The 16,217-nt window shown below is 33.9% G+C and carries 13 protein-coding genes and 1 pseudogene; 4 read left to right on the top strand and 10 right to left on the bottom strand.

Annotated elements, in window-relative coordinates:
- Positions 1 to 16 precede the first annotated feature (16 nt).
- From AB1284_RS09395 to AB1284_RS09375, 5 genes are all read right to left on the bottom strand, one after another.
- Positions 17 to 805, bottom strand: a complete 789-nt coding sequence (locus tag AB1284_RS09395; RefSeq protein WP_429749906.1) for a methyltransferase domain-containing protein — start codon at positions 803 to 805, stop codon at positions 17 to 19.
- 226 nt (positions 806 to 1,031) lie between these two features.
- Positions 1,032 to 2,525, bottom strand: a complete 1,494-nt coding sequence (locus tag AB1284_RS09390; protein ID WP_429749908.1) for a M1 family metallopeptidase — start codon at positions 2,523 to 2,525, stop codon at positions 1,032 to 1,034.
- Between the two features lie 212 nt (positions 2,526 to 2,737).
- A complete protein-coding gene (locus tag AB1284_RS09385) occupies positions 2,738 to 2,878 on the bottom strand; it encodes a hypothetical protein (protein ID WP_429749910.1) in 141 nt (46 codons plus the stop codon).
- Between the two features lie 2 nt (positions 2,879 to 2,880).
- Entirely contained in the window at positions 2,881 to 3,546 is a 666-nt protein-coding gene (locus AB1284_RS09380) for a nucleoside deaminase (RefSeq protein WP_429749912.1), read from the bottom strand.
- 74 nt (positions 3,547 to 3,620) lie between these two features.
- Positions 3,621 to 4,412 (bottom strand): phosphotransferase family protein, encoded by a 792-nt coding sequence (locus AB1284_RS09375; protein WP_429749914.1) that lies wholly within the window; start codon positions 4,410 to 4,412, stop codon positions 3,621 to 3,623.
- Between the two features lie 299 nt (positions 4,413 to 4,711).
- Here AB1284_RS09375 and AB1284_RS09370 point away from each other — a divergent pair, with 299 nt between their 5' ends.
- Entirely contained in the window at positions 4,712 to 7,123 is a 2,412-nt protein-coding gene (locus AB1284_RS09370) for a PAS domain S-box protein (RefSeq protein ID WP_429749916.1), read from the top strand.
- A 331-nt stretch (positions 7,124 to 7,454) separates the two neighbouring features.
- Here AB1284_RS09370 and AB1284_RS09365 read toward each other — a convergent pair.
- Both AB1284_RS09365 and AB1284_RS09360 read right to left on the bottom strand, forming a co-directional pair.
- Positions 7,455 to 7,724: pseudogene (locus tag AB1284_RS09365) on the bottom strand (histidine phosphatase family protein); the annotation flags it as partial.
- 214 nt (positions 7,725 to 7,938) lie between these two features.
- Positions 7,939 to 8,412: a GNAT family N-acetyltransferase gene (locus AB1284_RS09360; RefSeq protein WP_429749918.1), complete on the bottom strand. Its 474-nt coding sequence runs from the start codon at positions 8,410 to 8,412 to the stop codon at positions 7,939 to 7,941.
- Between the two features lie 728 nt (positions 8,413 to 9,140).
- On the opposite strand from AB1284_RS09360, the gene AB1284_RS09355 reads away from it, so the two are divergent.
- The 3 genes from AB1284_RS09355 to AB1284_RS09345 are packed head-to-tail and all read left to right on the top strand — an operon-like array spanning position 9,141 to position 11,831.
- A complete protein-coding gene (locus AB1284_RS09355; RefSeq protein WP_429749920.1) occupies positions 9,141 to 10,127 on the top strand; it encodes an alpha/beta fold hydrolase in 987 nt (328 codons plus the stop codon).
- A 34-nt stretch (positions 10,128 to 10,161) separates the two neighbouring features.
- Entirely contained in the window at positions 10,162 to 10,833 is a 672-nt protein-coding gene (locus AB1284_RS09350) for a response regulator transcription factor (RefSeq protein ID WP_429749922.1), read from the top strand.
- The gene (locus tag AB1284_RS09345; protein WP_429749924.1) at positions 10,830 to 11,831 is read left to right on the top strand and encodes a sensor histidine kinase; all 1,002 of its coding nucleotides are present in this window, start codon (positions 10,830 to 10,832) and stop codon (positions 11,829 to 11,831) included. Before AB1284_RS09350 ends, AB1284_RS09345 begins: the two co-directional genes overlap by 4 nt.
- Before the next feature lie 301 nt (positions 11,832 to 12,132).
- Here AB1284_RS09345 and AB1284_RS09340 read toward each other — a convergent pair whose 3' ends face one another.
- The 3 genes from AB1284_RS09340 to AB1284_RS09330 form a co-directional block, all read right to left on the bottom strand.
- Entirely contained in the window at positions 12,133 to 12,312 is a 180-nt protein-coding gene (locus AB1284_RS09340) for a small acid-soluble spore protein H (RefSeq protein ID WP_429749925.1), read from the bottom strand.
- A 195-nt stretch (positions 12,313 to 12,507) separates the two neighbouring features.
- Positions 12,508 to 14,451, bottom strand: coding sequence for an AMP-binding protein (locus tag AB1284_RS09335; RefSeq protein ID WP_429749926.1), 1,944 nt, complete (start codon positions 14,449 to 14,451; stop codon positions 12,508 to 12,510).
- A 223-nt stretch (positions 14,452 to 14,674) separates the two neighbouring features.
- Complete coding sequence (locus AB1284_RS09330) at positions 14,675 to 16,216, bottom strand: acyl-CoA carboxylase subunit beta (protein ID WP_336480563.1); 1,542 nt, start codon at positions 16,214 to 16,216, stop codon at positions 14,675 to 14,677.
- Position 16,217: the final 1 nt, after the last annotated feature.

Genomic DNA, 16,217 nt, shown 5'->3' with positions numbered 1-16,217 from the left:
TTAAGGATATCCTTTATTATTTTTTTCGCGCTAAATACAACGCAACAAACTGTGGTTTTTCAATGATGCCACCATGTTTTTCGATTACGTTATGAATACTATGAAACAATTTTTCTTTTATATCTTTTTGAAGTAGACGATGTACTGACTGTGTATGTATTAATGCAATATAATCATCACTTGTATACGTATCAGTCCACGTATATGTTTTCACAATTAAATCTTGGAACAAATTATGTTTCATTGTAAGACTTTTTCGTTCTTCAATTAGCTCTTCTGGCGTTGGTAACTTGTTAGGGTGTAAATGCGGGGCATATTTTTCATAGCAAGCTCCAATCTCTCGAAAAACATCTGTATTGGGTTGTATGTGATATGTCCAAAAAAATGCCATCGTCCCATGATTTCGTAACAAACTCGCCACTTTCGGATAACCAATTTCAGGATTAATAAAATGAAATGCAGTTGCGGAGAATGCAAGCGAATATTCATTATGCTGGGGAATCCATTCTTCAAAAGCACCTTGATACACTTGAACGTCTTTTTCATATTTGAATTTATCAGCTGTAAATTGAGCTAATTTCTCTCCAAGCTCAACACAATCAATACATTTATATCCTAATTGAACAAACCCTGCCGTCCCTTTTCCTGTACCGCAGCCAACTTCAAGAACAGGAGAGTCTTTTTTAATTTTCGAATAATTAATAATATCAGCGAATAGTTCTCCTGGATATGTCGGCCGTATTTTTTCATATTCGTAGACAATATCATCAAAGGTATATTTTCTTTCTTCTAAATGGCGATTCATCTCTTCGTCCCCCATAACTTTTTTACCTTGAACAATTCAATTTTCCATATAGACTTATCTGTAATTATACCAATATTGGAGTGAAAATTCGTTACCTTCATCCTCTCATATTATAATAATATTTTCTACAAAATATTGTATATGATGAAAGTAGCAACTTATCATCGGGATATTTATCGTTAAATAGAAAAACCTGCCACGAATCGAATTCGGCAGGTTTTTCTATTTATTCTTGGTCAGAAACAAATACCCTATGAGACGCAAAGAAGTTTGTCAAATCTCTTCCCGTTGATTTCTCCATAATTTGAATAAAATCTTTTGTTGTACTCACACCAAATTTCTTTTCTTTAAAGTAATCTTTCATCGCTTTGTAAAAGGCTTCATCTCCAAGTTCAAGACGAAGATCATTAACTGTTCTTGAACCGTAACCATAAATCATACTATAATATGCTCCAATTCCGCCTTCTGCAGCACGTTCAGCAAATGTTGAAACAGGATATGAAAGATGATAGTCTCCGACAGGTTCCGCTTTTAGTTGATCAAGTTCATTGCTATAGAGCGCAGCTGCAAAGCTAGCAAATGATTCGTCTAGCCATGGTTCATCGTGCTCGTTATTTCCAATAATGCCGTAAAACCATTGATGCCCAATTTCATGTGCAGTAACATGCTTGACCCATTCTTGAGAACGATTACCAGCGATACTAATCATCGTTAATTGAGGATATTCCATTCCGCCAAACCAACCTTCCATGCCAACGATATCTAATTCTGGCCATGGATACTCTCCAAAACGGTCACTGAACAGCTTGATGCTCTCAACTCCTGCCTCAACCATCGAATCAGCATATTTTGCCTGTTCATCTGTATAATACACATTAATTTTTACATTCTTTACTTTCGTTTGTTTTACTTTGTAAGTTGGATCCATTTCTATTGCAAAATCGCGAACTTGTTTAGCTTTATAATGATGTGTTGCTAAATTCCCTGAATTAACTGGTTGACCTACTTCCGTTCCTGTCGCTGCAATGACCTGGGCTTTATCAGTCGTAAGTGTTACATCAAAATCTCCAGTTAAAGAATAAAAAGATTCTCCATATGGAAAATAAGCATCTACATTCCAGCCCTCTTTATCGTAAACTGCTAGAATAGGAAACCAGTTCCCAAGTGAAACCGTGCTTTTATTCCATCCAAAACGATCTTGTTGTTCCGGAACTTGAACTACAAAATCCATCGATACAGTAGATTTTTGATCATTTGGAACTTGAACAGATGAAATATGTAATGCAGTACTATCCACGGTAAATTTTGCTGTTTTCCCATTTACTTTTACATTAGAAACAGACATACTTCCGCCATTTTCTTTAGATGTTTCTGCGTTTCCCCATAAGTTAAAATAAAGTTCGTTCAACTGCGTACGAGTATTGTTCGTAAAGGTGACAGTCATTTCTCCTTTAATAGTGTGATTGGTAGAATCATAGTAAATGTTCATTTTATAGTTTGGATTGGTTGGACCGAATATATCTTGTCCTTGCTTATTCATGAGTTGTGACTGGAATGGTGTTTTCAGCTGAACAGGAGATGTAACTGCCGGATGGTAGGCTCCTTTTACAGAATAATCCGTTTCTGCAGCACTTACAGTAAATCCAGAAGGACATAATATCCCAGTTACAAGTGTCGAAGCTGTTACCCATTTTGCAGTCTGTTTTACAAAACTCTTCATAAAAATCCCTCCACTTCCATTTTTCACCACATAAATTCGCTATAAATAGTGAAAATCCCTTCAATTTTTATTTAAAATCACTAGAGAAAGTTATCGAGGGGATTTTTAGCACTTTTAAAATCTTTAAAGTGTTTAAGATTCAGAGAAAAAAGGCGGTCTCTTACTTTCGTAAGAAATCCGCCTTTTGCTCATTCTATTACTTTGTACATCTTTTATACTCTAATAATTTCTTTGCCTTTTTCACCATAACTTATATCACCAACATATCCCCCATTCTTTGGATATGTTGGTCTTATATTTTCGTATTCTTCGACAATGTCATCAAAAGCATATTTTCTATCTTCAAAATTCACATCTATTTTTTTATTCCACCGCTTTCTTTTAAAGCTTCTAATTCAGCTATTATTTCATCTACAATAGTTGAAATATCTTTCTTTTCCTGCTTCGCCTGTATTAGTTTATTTGTCTCATACCATTTTCGACCGATAGCAATGCCTATAGGACAATCTTGCTCCCACGTTTGTAATAATCTTTCTACAGAATGACCTCTCCGTAATACAAAATCTGTCTTCAGAACAAATTGTACGATTTCAAGTTCTTTATGTGGGCCTGCAACATTCATATTTTTCCCTTGTAAATAAGCATTTCCATCTTTTAAATCGGTTGCTCCGACCAACCTATCTCTTGCAGCAAAGTGAATATTTCTAATCCCAGACATGACAATAGCACCAAAACATAACGGACATGGTTCCATCGTAGAATACAATTCATATTCCTTTCGCATTGCATTTGTTTCTAAATTGTTTATTTTTAATATCGCGTTAATTTCCGCGTGAGCAATTTTGTTATTACATATTTCATTCGGCATTGCTTTCGTCTCGTAAACTGTATTTCTCCCTTTTGAAATGATATTTTCACTACCATCTACAATAACGGCACCAATTGGAAATGAACCGTTACAATACGATAACCATGCTTGATTGAAACACTCTTTCCATGGCTTAGATAATGAATTCCACATATTATGCTTCACTCTTTCTTTATAAATTTTTGGTATGTTGCTTTAAACTTTAATGAAATTTATATTATTTCATCTCAAATAAGAGAAAGCACTTGTTTATATAAATCATCTTTCTCACCTTGAGGTATTCCTTCTATTAACCTTGCTGCCATAATCGGTAGAAACCACGATTCTATATCTTTCCACGTACCTTTTGATAAAGTTAAATATTCTTTTACATACTCCTCACAAAATGCATGGCGCAGCCTTATAATACCTTGCTTTACTGATTCTGATATACTTGCTGGTAGATAAGCATATTTTAATATAATTACAGTACGTGCAACATCAGCAAATGGATTGCCATAGCCTGTCGTCATCCAATCGATAACAATCGGTCCCTGCTCTGACATTAAAATATTATCAGGATGAAAATCCATATGACATACTGCTTGGTCCATTGGTAATGTTGACATATACGCCGCGATCTTTTCTTTTTGCTCAAGTGTAAATCGATTGCAACGATTTACATGTGAAATTAAAATTTTACGTGTATCCGAAAGTGTACTAGATTCCACGCTATGAATATGAAAATGCAATTCAGCAAATCTTTTTGCTTCTTTCCCTACATTCATAGGATCTTTAGCCAGTTGTTCGGTTAAAGTTACACCATCAATTTTTTCATAAATAATACCCGTTCTATTTTGATAAGATACCTTATTTCCTACTTTAGGAACTGGTAATCCAAGATTTTGAATTTCTTGGCTTACAAGAAACTCTTTTTCAATAAGGGATTCATGAATACTGTCATGAAACAGTTTTATAATTTCTTTTTCGTTCCACAAATAAATCTCTGCTGTAATTCCTTCACCTATTTTTTTCTTCACCGATTCTTCCTACCTTCATTATTTTTCCAACCCCTTCTATTTATTTCCTTTCCATAGACTATTTTCCCTTCTTTATTCGACAAAATTTTCTTCATACATAATGATTGTTGCTACAAAATGAAGTAACACGACTGGAGTTTTACAATTTCAACAGGAGAAAAAAGAAAAATTCTGTTTAAATTAATAGCGGATTTTTGTTCAGTTTAAAAAATGTTTTCTTTTATCTAATGATTCGAAATAAATTTTGTAGGATTTTCTCCTTTTCTGTCGAATTTGTTTGATATAAGGAGGGACACGATATGTTTATCAAAGACTTTTTTATTAATCTTTTTATTTTTGCTTTCCTAGTTAGTTCAACTATATTCATCCAAGTGTTTGTAATTAAATCCAATCAGTTCTTTGAAAAAATTTATGGGGCAATCATTGCTGTTATTTTAATGGCCTTTTCTTTTAAATACATGGGGTTTTACTATGATCTTCGAGTTGTCCCTCTCATTTTTTCATTTGTTTACTTTGGTCGTACTGCCGGTTGGATTACGTTACTTAGCATTTTTGTAATGCGTATTATTTATATGGACGGATATTGTGGACCGTATATCATTGCATTATTAGGAACAGGTATTATATTTACTATTTTTAAAACATATTTGAAAAACTTGCATCCATTTAAAGCTAGCTTTCTTTATCTAATTTGCTATATAGCTATGATTCGATTGGTAGGCGAATTCTTCATTCCTTCTGTAATATCTAATATTCTTTACATTCAAAGCTTACTATTTATAAGTTTAGGTCTTTTAATCGGACTTTTTCTGATGGAAGCGTATCAAAAATTATATTCGTTAACACAAGAATTATTTAGAATGAATCAAAAATTAGAAAAATCGAAGCAAGAACTTAAAGATACTGTTCATGAACTGCAAGGAGGGATTTTTAAATTTATTAAAGTAGATACGCATTTTATACATACGATGTGTGACGGACAATTTTATTATCAAAATGGATTTTATTCTGAACAAGTGGTAGGAAAAAGTTTACGTACTATAGATTCTTCCATTATTCCTCCCCATCTCGTTCCTCAATTACTGAAGTATTATATACAAGCATGGGAAGGGAATGAAGTTATATTTGAAATTCCCTGGCCAGATAATGAAACCATTGCTCTAATCGCACTTAGGCCAATTAAGCGAAATGGAAAAGTGATTGAAGTTGTTGGCTCTGCAATTGATATTACAGAGAGAAAAAAAGTGGAGAGCGAATTACAAGAGACCAAAGAATTACTGGAGTCATTTGTAAATAACAACATAGATGCCATTATTATCGCTGATCGAGAAGGGCATATTTTACAAGCGAATAAAGCTTATGAAACGATATTTGGTTGGTCAATACAAGAAGCGATCGGTAAAAAACTTCCTTGTGTACCCGATTTCTTACTGGATGAATCGATAGGAATCGTTCAAAATATTCTGTCTGGAAAATCTACAATGACTAGATTAGAGACCATTAGGCAACGAAAAAATGGGGATTTAATTGATATAAGCATGACAATTTCACCCATTCTAGATGTAAGAGGAAACATAATGGCTCTCTCTGCGATATGTAGGGACATTTCTGAAAGAAAACAAGCAGAAAAAGAACGACATCAATTATATCAACAATTGCAAGAAAGTGAATTAAAATATCGCGTACTATTTGAACAGGCAGCGGATGCGGTATACGTAGTAGAATTGGATAAAAATCGAACCCCCACTCGATTCATGGAAGTAAATGCGATCGGATGTGAAAGGTTTCATTTAAGTAGAGATGAAATTGTTAGTACACCATTTTCTGATCTTGTTTCTACGGATTCCCCCCTTATAAAAAGATTAATAGAAAAAATCAAAAAAGGGGAAGATTCTTTTACTTTGCAAGACGAATATGTTTTTCCTACAGGAAAGAAAATAACGACTGAATTTAGTATTCGTGTATTCAAGTTGAATGGAAAAGAAGTTTTCTTAAGTATTTCTCGAGATATTACCGAACGAATCAAGACGGAAGAATTATTAAGGAAATCTGAAAAGCTTGCTGTTGTAGGTCAATTAGCTACAGCAATTGCTCATGAAATCAAAAATCCATTAACTGCAATGAAAGGATTTACCCAATTATTAAAAACAGGGGAAAATAAAACGAATCATCTCTATATAGATATAGTATCATCAGAAATTGATCGAATTGAAAGCATTACGAATGAATTTATGGCAATCGCCAAACCTCAGGCAGTGAAAATTCAGCCTAATGATATAAGTATGTTAATGAATCAAGTTGTCATGCTACTAGAGCCCCAAGCACTCATGAATAATGTACAAATGAAAACAGAAGTTATGTCTACTATTCCAATGATACATTGTGAAGGGAATCAATTAAAACAAGTATTCATTAATATCTTAAAAAACGCCATTGAATCGATGCCAACGGGAGGCGAAATTGTCATTCAAATTGATAGAGATGATAATAATCAAATCAATATTCGATTTATTGATCAAGGATGTGGGATCCCGCAAGATCGTATACCATACCTTGGTGAACCTTTTTATAGCATTAAAGAAGATGGGATTGGCTTAGGATTAATGATTTGTTACAAAATTATTGAAATGCATCAAGGAAAGATATGGATTAAAAGTGAAGTGAATAAAGGAACAACGATAGATGTTACTCTCCCTATCTGTAAATTATAAAACAAATGTTGTTACATTTTAAAATGGATATAAAATTATCTTAGATTGATAGGCATGTTGTGTTACCCCCTGCTCATCAATCTAAGATGTTGAAGTGTCCCAAAACGAAAATTTTATCTCTCCATCGTTGTCTGTGAGAATCGAGCTTATTTTTTCGTTTTGTGGAACAATGAATTTCTTAACTTGAGAGTAATAGGATCCTGCCAACATTTTGAGATTAAGATAATTAACATTTGTTAACACTATCCCACTTATCAATAGCAAAAAAAGGTGGCTCCTTACTTTCATAAGAAGTCCGCCTTTTTCTCATTCTATTACATTATACATTCCTTTATAATTTTACACTTTCTTTTCCGTTTTCAGCATAACTCATATCACCAACGGATTCGACTTTATATTCTCCATCCTTATAGAGAATTTTAGTTACACTTGCATTTTCTAATCCAAGCTTTGTTTTACTACTATCAAGCATGTCTACTAATGTCATGATCGCAATTCCATGAGATATAACTAAAACGTTACCTCCACCATTTTTGGCAGTCTCTTCACTAATTTTATCAATTTCTTTTTTTATACGAATTGAAAAGGTTTTCCAATCTTCAGTGTAGCCTTGGAATAAAGTTTGATTAAATTAACTTAATAAACCTTGATAAAAGAGCAAATAAAAAAAGCGTGGTTCGAAAAAAGATTGTTCAAAACACGCTTTTTCTATATTCAATTGAATCATCCTTTTATAAAAAAGTTTGATAATTTTTGTGATCATTCCTCCATTAAAGCGCCCGATAACGTAATAAACACTATACTTTTAGATTTCTTTAATTGAGGGTGAGAATAAACTCCTCCATCTCTTCGCCACGTGCATTAGAAAACCCACTGTCCTCACCAGTAATCACGAAGCCACATTTTTCTAGAACCTTAAGAGATCCGGAATTGTCTTTTGCAGCCCGAGTATAAAGGGGGCGTATTGAAATTTGTTTTAAAAACTCCCATAACGCTTTAGTTGCGATTCCTTTTCCCCAATATTCCTTTTCAATCCAATAGCTTACTTCTAGTTCACCAAACTGTTCAAAGCATGAAACGTGTCCAACAACGATATCTTCGAAAATGATCGTTTGCTTAATAATGTCCTCATTCGTGAGGATTTTATTCCAGTGTGTTAAAAAACTGTCCCAATCATTTGGATCTTTACCTGTAAAGGCTGCCATATAGTTTGCTTCACGGTCCTGTTGGTGTTTGAAAAAAATAGGAAGGTCATCTTCAATCACATTCCGAAGCATTATTCTACTCATCAAACTTCCCCCTTATGTCTACTTTATTTTGGCAAAGTGTGTTTCTGTTTTTAATCAACATATTATTTAAACTGCTAAATTTCATTTGGCTTTTACTCAACAATCTGGCCCGATTGTTGAACAAAGAAATACTCTACAAAATAGATTTTTTTATCAAACTTTTTTACAAATTATCATTCTTTATTATAAATGATCAAACTTTTTTATAAATCATCGAACTTTATTTTAAATCCACATTCAGCCTGCTTCGTATGGTCTGCTGCTGCAATGAAATTAACAATTTTCTCAATAGATAACTCCATTGACTATAATAACTCCATATAACTAATCATAGCTGTGGCGTTGAACTTAAGTCGGGGTGTTTTGAATAAAGTGAAACTTCCATCAGTGTTTTTTTCATCTCCTATTGATGGAAAGCTCTCACCATCGGGCTTTTACGGACAGTTATCCCTCACCTATTTTCTTCGCTTTTCTTTGAATCTTGAGGCGGGAGTTTTACTGTCCGTTAATGCGGGATAAAGTCTTGACATTGGTAAAAAAGTTGCGATGCTCTCCCCTCTTTGGTTATGATTACCAATGAAATGCGTTTATGTCCAAAGAAGGAGAACACCTGCAGTTGAAAAATGGCTTGTATTTAAAAACACAAATAAAAATTTAATTACTATAAAATTAATTAGAAATTTATTTTTATATCGTATCCTTTCAATATAACTTGAAAGGAGAATCCCATGAGAAAATTATGTAAAGTATTAAAGAATATATTTGTTATATTAATTGCCGTTATCTTACTCGTATCAGTATCTGTTTTTATTTACCATAACTATCAATTAAGCAAAGAAGCAGCATTAATTAAGAATGAAGGAACATTAATTAATTTTAATAACAAAAAAATTAATGTATATAATGAAGGAAGCGGTGAGGATACATATGTATTTATGTCTGGCTCTGGGATAGCTGCCCCTGTTTATGAATTGAAAGGATTATATAGCAAGTTTTCAAAAGAAAACAAGATTGCTGTAATTGAAAGAGCAGGTTATGGGTACAGTGATGTTTTTCACGATGACAGAGATATTGATACAATATTAGAACAAACTAGAAAAGCGCTAATTCAAAGCGGAAATAAACCTCCGTATATTTTAGTGCCACACTCTATATCAGGTATAGAAGCGATTTACTGGGCGCAAAAATACCCAAATGAAGTAAAGGCAATTATTGCTTTAGATATTGGTTTACCTCAGCAGTACGTATCTTATAAAATGAATCTATTAGATTCATTAAAAGTAAGAGGAATAAATATTTTAACTAAAATAGGCGTACATCGTCTTGTTCCTTCTGCTACTTATAATCCCGAAGTGATTCGGCAATCTTTTTTAACTAAACAGGAAAAAGAAGTTTATAAAGCGCTAGCATATAAACAACTTTTTAATGATGATATGGAGAAAGAGCTTTTACAGAGTTACACTAATAGTAAAAAATCAGTTAACTTACCGATACCAAAAGAAACACCTATTTTATTTATAGATGCGGTTACTAATCAATATAAAAACTCAAAATATACAAAACAAAAAAATAAAGATTATAAGGAATTTGCAGACCAATTATTCATAGCAGATGTAATAAAAATAAAAGGTACGCACAGTATTTATTTATACGCTCCTGATGAGATATATAATCTTGCTATGGATTTTATCAATAAAAAAGTAGGGAAAAATTAAGAGATTTTTATTTTAAAAATGAAAGGCCTAAGTGATGAAAGGATATAACATTTTAATTGTTGAAGATGATTTAATAATTGGAGATTTATTGCAAAAAATCTTGCGACGCGAAGAGTATAATGTTTGTTGGAGAAAAGAAGGAAAAGATATTCTTGATATAATCAATGAAATAGATTTAGTCATAATGGATATTATGTTGCCAGGTGAAGATGGCTATCAAATTACAAAGAAAATAAAAAATCTTGGATTAAATATTCCAGTTATTTTTCTATCCGCTCGAAATGATATTGATAGTAAACTCCAAGGCTTGACAATCGGTGAGGATTATATGATAAAGCCTTTTGATCCTAGAGAGTTGTTACTAAGGATGCAGAAAATGCTAGATAATCAATACGGTACTTTTACGCAAATCAAACATTTATATATTGACGCAAAACATAAAAAGGTTTTCAATAACAGTTTGTATAATGAAGTTGTTTTTACAGCGATTGAGCGTAAAATATTCTTCTATTTATATGAAAATAGAGATAGAATTTTAACGAAAGAACATTTCTTTGACTATTTATGGCAACTTGAAGACAGAAATCCAAATATCATGAATGTACACATAAAAAAAATCAGAACAAAAATCAATGATAAAATGAGTGAGATTATTCAAAATATATATGGAGAAGGGTATAGATTAAATACCTATATAAAGAAATGAAATTAAAGAAGAAATACCAATTATTATTATTTTCCGCTGTTATAAGCGTACCGTTTTTATTACTATTGATTAGTATCTTTATGTCAGTAATTTATGATAGGGCCTTTAAAATAAAAAATAACGGCATTCCTTTTCATGAATCTTTTGCATATCCTACAATGCTAGTCGTATTTTTTTTATCACTTTTGTTATTAGCCTTTTTATTTTCGAAATCAATTAACTCACTATTAAATAAAATAAATATATTGAATAAAACTATTCGAAATTTAGCTAGTGATAAAAAAATCCCAAGTAAATTAGACGTTAAAAGTGATAATGAAATAGGAGAACTAATTAGGTCAGTAAATTTATTAATTGAAAGAACTACATATCGAGAATTAGAACTTAAGCAACAAGAGAAAATGAAAAAGGAACTTTTAAATAAATTAAGACATGATATTAATACACCTTTAACAGCCGTGAGGTTACAATTATTTTACTTAGAAGATCAATACAATGATCAAGCACCCATACTAGAATCTTTATATCAACAAATACAACATATTGCTGAATTAACCAATGAATTTAATTTACACTCCACTGATACGTTAGAGAATTCTTATATTTTAAATGATGAAGTGAATATACATGATTTATTAGAAACCATGGTTAAAAGGTGGGATTATTTGTATAGTATTCATGATATTGAATTAATATATAATCCACTAAATAAAGATTTGATATGGACTAGTAACGATTTGTGGATCCAAAGGTTATTTGATAATATTTTCCAAAATACATTAAAACATTCAAAAGCTAAAACACTTGAGGTAACCATTGAAAATAGTGTTGTATCTATTAGAGATAATGGAATTGGTTTCGATATTAACAGTAAAAGTGCAGGGCTAGGATTAAAAATAATTGCGGATATATCTAGAATGCTCAATTTAAAATATACTTTACAATCAAATAAAAATGGAACTATATTTTCTTTTACAACAATCGAAAAAAATATATAAAGCACACTTTTCATTACTATTTTGCGATACAATATAGACTGAGTTTAAATACCTCCCATTTGAAATGTTTGGTCAAACTTTTTATATTTAGTTGATTTACCAAGTTTCCCCTTCTTTGAAACATACGCAAAATAAGTCTTGCAACCTTGATAAATACCATGTAACAATAAAAAGAGCGAAAACCTACATTACCAATACAGGTTTTCGCTCTTTTTTATAAACAATCAAACTTTATTCTAAAGCTACAGCAGCTATCGCGATTTTTCCAGCAGCTGTTTTTATTAAGAAAACATGTAAGCAATTAATGCTCTGTTAAGCTAGATACAGGAACCTCTTGTTCATTATTTGGTTGGTTAAGAGGATAAATTCTAGCTGTTTCATTATTTTCATCTACATTTTGAATGTAGATTTGCACTCCGTTATACGTTACATTAGCCATAACTGGTGAAGCAGCAATTTCTTGTGCACGTTGTTTGTTCATAATCATAACCTCCTTTTTTTGTTTAACAATTTTAATATTGACTTCAACTCCGTCAAATATTCTTGTGAATTCATATTAAGTAAACAAAAAATAATGCGACTTTTTTATAAACAGATCAACTTTGTTTCAGACTGACAACTAATAATCACATACTAAAAAGCAAACTCCTTCATATAGGGAGTTTGCTTTTTAAAATTACAGTTGTTTTTGAGATTGTAGCCCTTGAATATAAGTTACAACCTCAGGATTCACAAGCGAAGATAAATCTCCAAGTTCTTTCCCTAAATACGCGGCTTTAATAACGCGGCGCATCACTTTCGAGTTACGTGTTTTCGGTAAATCTTCAACAACATGAATATCTTTCGGACACAATGCTTTCCCGATATGAGAGTTTACTAGACTCATTAATTCTTTTTTCAGTTCTGGTGTAAACGAAGTGCCCTCGCGTAACACAACAAAGCAATGACACACTTCACCTTTCACTTCATCTGGAACTCCAATTGCTCCAGCTTCCACGACATCATGATGTTTTACAAGAATCGATTCATACTCCGCAGGTCCAATACGTTTTCCTGCAATATTTAACGTATCGTCCGAACGACCTGTAATGATGTATTGTTCTCCATCATATAATACCCAGTCACCATGTACCCACTTGTTTTCAAAACGGGACCAGTATGTGCTTACATAACGATCATCTTCTTCCCAGAAGCTTTTCGTCATACCAACCCACGGCTTTTCTAGACATAATTCTCCGACCTCATTTTGAACTGGTGCACCATTTTCATCTAATACAACAGAGGCCATTCCTGGCAGCGATGCATTAAAACTAATTGGTGCAATCGGTTTAATAAGGACGTTTCCAAAAATACCGCCAGAAATTTCAGTACCACCAGAATAGTTACAAATTGGTACTTTCCCCTTACAAACTGTTTCAAAGAGCCACATCCATGGATCTGGATTCCATGGTTCTCCCGTGGATCCAATTACTTCTAAACTTTGCAGTGAATGCTCCTCTACCCATGAATCACCTTTTGCCATTAATGAACGAATTAATGTTGGTGAAATACCAAGGTGTGTTACTTTATAACGATCAACCATTTCCCATAGACGATCTGCTTCTGGATAATCAGGCACACCTTCATACATAACCATTGTTGCTCCGTTAATAAGAGAACCAAATAGTAGAAACGGCCCCATCATCCATCCCATATCAGTAATCCATAGTACACGATCACCTTGCTTCACATTCATACCAAAACTAGCATCAAATGCTGCTTTTAATGGAAATCCTGCATGCGTATGCACTGTTCCTTTCGGCTTACCTGTTGTACCGGATGTATAAATAAGCATAAGCGGGTCATCGCTTTTCATCTCTTCTGCATGCGTAAATGGCTTGTCTTTTTCAAGAACATTCCATGAAATATCATAATCATGCGATGCAAATTCGTTCCCCGCATGACGGACAATCACTACTTTTTCAACACTTGGGCAATGCTCACATGCTTTATCCACTTCATCTTTTAAAGAAACTGTTTTACCACGGCGTGCAAATCCGTCTGCCGTAATAATCATTTTTGATCCTGCTGCTTGTACACGCGTCATAACCGCATCTGAAGCAAACCCAGAAAAAATAGGAGAAATAATTGCACCAATTTTCATCACAGCTAACATTGCAACCACTGTTTCTGGTATCATCGGCATGTAAATTGTTACACGATCCCCTTTTTCAATTCCTAAATGCTTTAGACCATTTGCAACGCGGCTTACCCAATGATCTAACTCTTCATATGTAAAAGATTTTGATGTTCCATTTTCTCCTTCCCAAATGAGAGCCTTTTGTGTTTTCGTATCATCTTCTGCAATCCAGCGAGACAGTGCAGATTCTACGACATTACAAGTTCCATCCACATACCACTGCGCAAATGGAATACCGTTTGCCAAATCTAACACTTCAGTATACGGACGCATCCATTGGTAGCCTACCGCTCGCTCTGCTTCTCCCCAAAACCATGCTGTATCTTCGATAGACTTTTTATAAAATGTTTCATAATCATCATAGCCCAGTGATTGCATCCACTGATATAAGCGTGTTTTTGCTTTATATTCGTCTGTTGGAAACCAAACTGCTTGCTTCACTATTTTTCCCCTCCTTATTTTTTGAAAAAGAAAGCCCTTCAAAAGGGCTATTTATCTTGCTCACATAGGCAAACAAAGCATTGCCTATTACGAACTTGATTCAATCTATTTACCAGTAATGGAAAGTAAGAGACTTCCACTAATGGAAGCTCCATTTATCCCGCATTAACGGGCAGTAAAAGCCCGATTGGTTCAACTAACCCTCCGTGGGAAAAATTTCACTTTACACTGGGTAAACTGGATGTTTTCGATCCGTAAATACTTGATATTTACTCATATACATTTCAAAACGTTGCTTCAATTCCGCGCGTAATTGATTCGGATGAACAATACCATCAATCACCATTTCTGATGCAAGACGATAAATATCAATATCTTGCTTGTACTCTTCACGTTTTTGAGCAATAAAGCTTGGACGCTCTTCTTCTGGAAGTGCTGCAATTTTATTTGCATATACTGCGTTTACCGCTGCTTCTGGACCCATTACTGCAATTGAAGCTGTCGGAAGTGCAAGGCAGCAATCAGGTTCAAATGCAGGACCTGCCATCGCATATAAACCAGCACCGTATGCTTTTCGTACAACGATAGAAATTTTCGGCACAGTTGCTTCACTCATAGCAGAAATCATTTTTGCACCATGACGGATAATACCAGCACGCTCTACTTTTGTACCAATCATAAAGCCTGGTACATCAGCTAAGAATAAAAGCGGAATGTGATACGCATCGCATAATGTAATAAATTTCGCTGCTTTATCAGCAGAATCGTGGAACAATACGCCGCCTTTCATACGAGGCTGGTTCGCAATAATTCCAACTGGCATACCGTTAATACGTGCAAGGCCAGTGATAAGTTCTTGTGCAAATAATTTTTTCACTTCAAAGAGAGAGTCTTCATCAATAATACGTTTAATTAAATCAAGCATATTAAAAGGTGCATTTTGATTTTCTGGGATAATTTGTTCTAATGTTTTTTCAAATTCTTTCGGTTCTTGAGGTGCTGTCATTGGAGCTTTTTCTAAGTAGTTACTTGGAAAGTAAGAAATATATTGACGCGCTTTTGAAATTGCATCTTCTTCTGTTTTGCATAATACATCTCCGCAACCAGATACAGAGCAATGCATACGTGCGCCGCCCATTTCTTCTAATGTTACTTTTTCACCGATTACCATCTCAGCCATACGAGGTGAACCAAGATACATGGAGGCATTTCCTTCAACCATCATAACAACGTCACAGAAAGCAGGAATATATGCACCACCAGCAGCCGATGGACCAAATAGTAAACAAATTTGCGGTACTTTTCCGGATAATTTTACTTGGTTATAGAAAATGCGCCCTGCGCCGCGTCTTCCTGGGAACATTTCAACTTGGTCAGTAATACGTGCACCAGCAGAGTCCACAAGATAAAAAAGCGGTACACGTAATTTTTCAGCTGTTTCTTGAATACGTAAAATCTTTTCTACTGTTCGTGAGCCCCATGATCCTGCCTTTACAGTAGAGTCATTTGCCATTACACAAACAGTGCGTCCATTTACTTTACCAGTTGCAGTAACAACTCCATCAGCAGGCAAGCCTTCTTGTTCACAGTTCGCAAATAATGCATCTTCTACGTACTCACCGTTATCAAACAAAAGCGCTAAACGATCACGAACAAACAGTTTTCCTTTTGCTGTATTTTGCTCATGATATTTCGGTGCACCGCCTTGCTTTATCGTTTCTACGCGTTCTTCTAATGTACGAGATTGTTGTTTTTGATCTAGCATG

This window comes from Bacillus sp. S2(2024) (assembly GCF_050474045.1).
Taxonomy (GTDB): domain Bacteria; phylum Bacillota; class Bacilli; order Bacillales; family Bacillaceae_G; genus Bacillus_A; species Bacillus_A yunxiaonensis.
This window is presented reverse-complemented; position numbering and strand designations above follow the sequence as displayed.

What these genes read in the sequence shown, in the direction of transcription:
- AB1284_RS09395 (WP_429749906.1), bottom strand. Translation starts at nt 805, where the DNA reads ATGAATCGCCATTTAGAAGAAAGAAAATATACCTTTGATGATATTGTC.
- AB1284_RS09390 (WP_429749908.1), bottom strand. Translation starts at nt 2,525, where the DNA reads ATGAAGAGTTTTGTAAAACAGACTGCAAAATGGGTAACAGCTTCGACA.
- AB1284_RS09380 (WP_429749912.1), bottom strand. Translation starts at nt 3,546, where the DNA reads ATGTGGAATTCATTATCTAAGCCATGGAAAGAGTGTTTCAATCAAGCA.
- AB1284_RS09370 (WP_429749916.1), top strand. Translation starts at nt 4,712, where the DNA reads ATGTTTATCAAAGACTTTTTTATTAATCTTTTTATTTTTGCTTTCCTA.
- AB1284_RS09360 (WP_429749918.1), bottom strand. Translation starts at nt 8,412, where the DNA reads ATGAGTAGAATAATGCTTCGGAATGTGATTGAAGATGACCTTCCTATT.
- AB1284_RS09355 (WP_429749920.1), top strand. Translation starts at nt 9,141, where the DNA reads ATGAGAAAATTATGTAAAGTATTAAAGAATATATTTGTTATATTAATT.
- AB1284_RS09350 (WP_429749922.1), top strand. Translation starts at nt 10,162, where the DNA reads ATGAAAGGATATAACATTTTAATTGTTGAAGATGATTTAATAATTGGA.
- AB1284_RS09345 (WP_429749924.1), top strand. Translation starts at nt 10,830, where the DNA reads ATGAAATTAAAGAAGAAATACCAATTATTATTATTTTCCGCTGTTATA.
- AB1284_RS09340 (WP_429749925.1), bottom strand. Translation starts at nt 12,312, where the DNA reads ATGAACAAACAACGTGCACAAGAAATTGCTGCTTCACCAGTTATGGCT.
- AB1284_RS09330 (WP_336480563.1), bottom strand. Translation starts at nt 16,216, where the DNA reads ATGCTAGATCAAAAACAACAATCTCGTACATTAGAAGAACGCGTAGAA.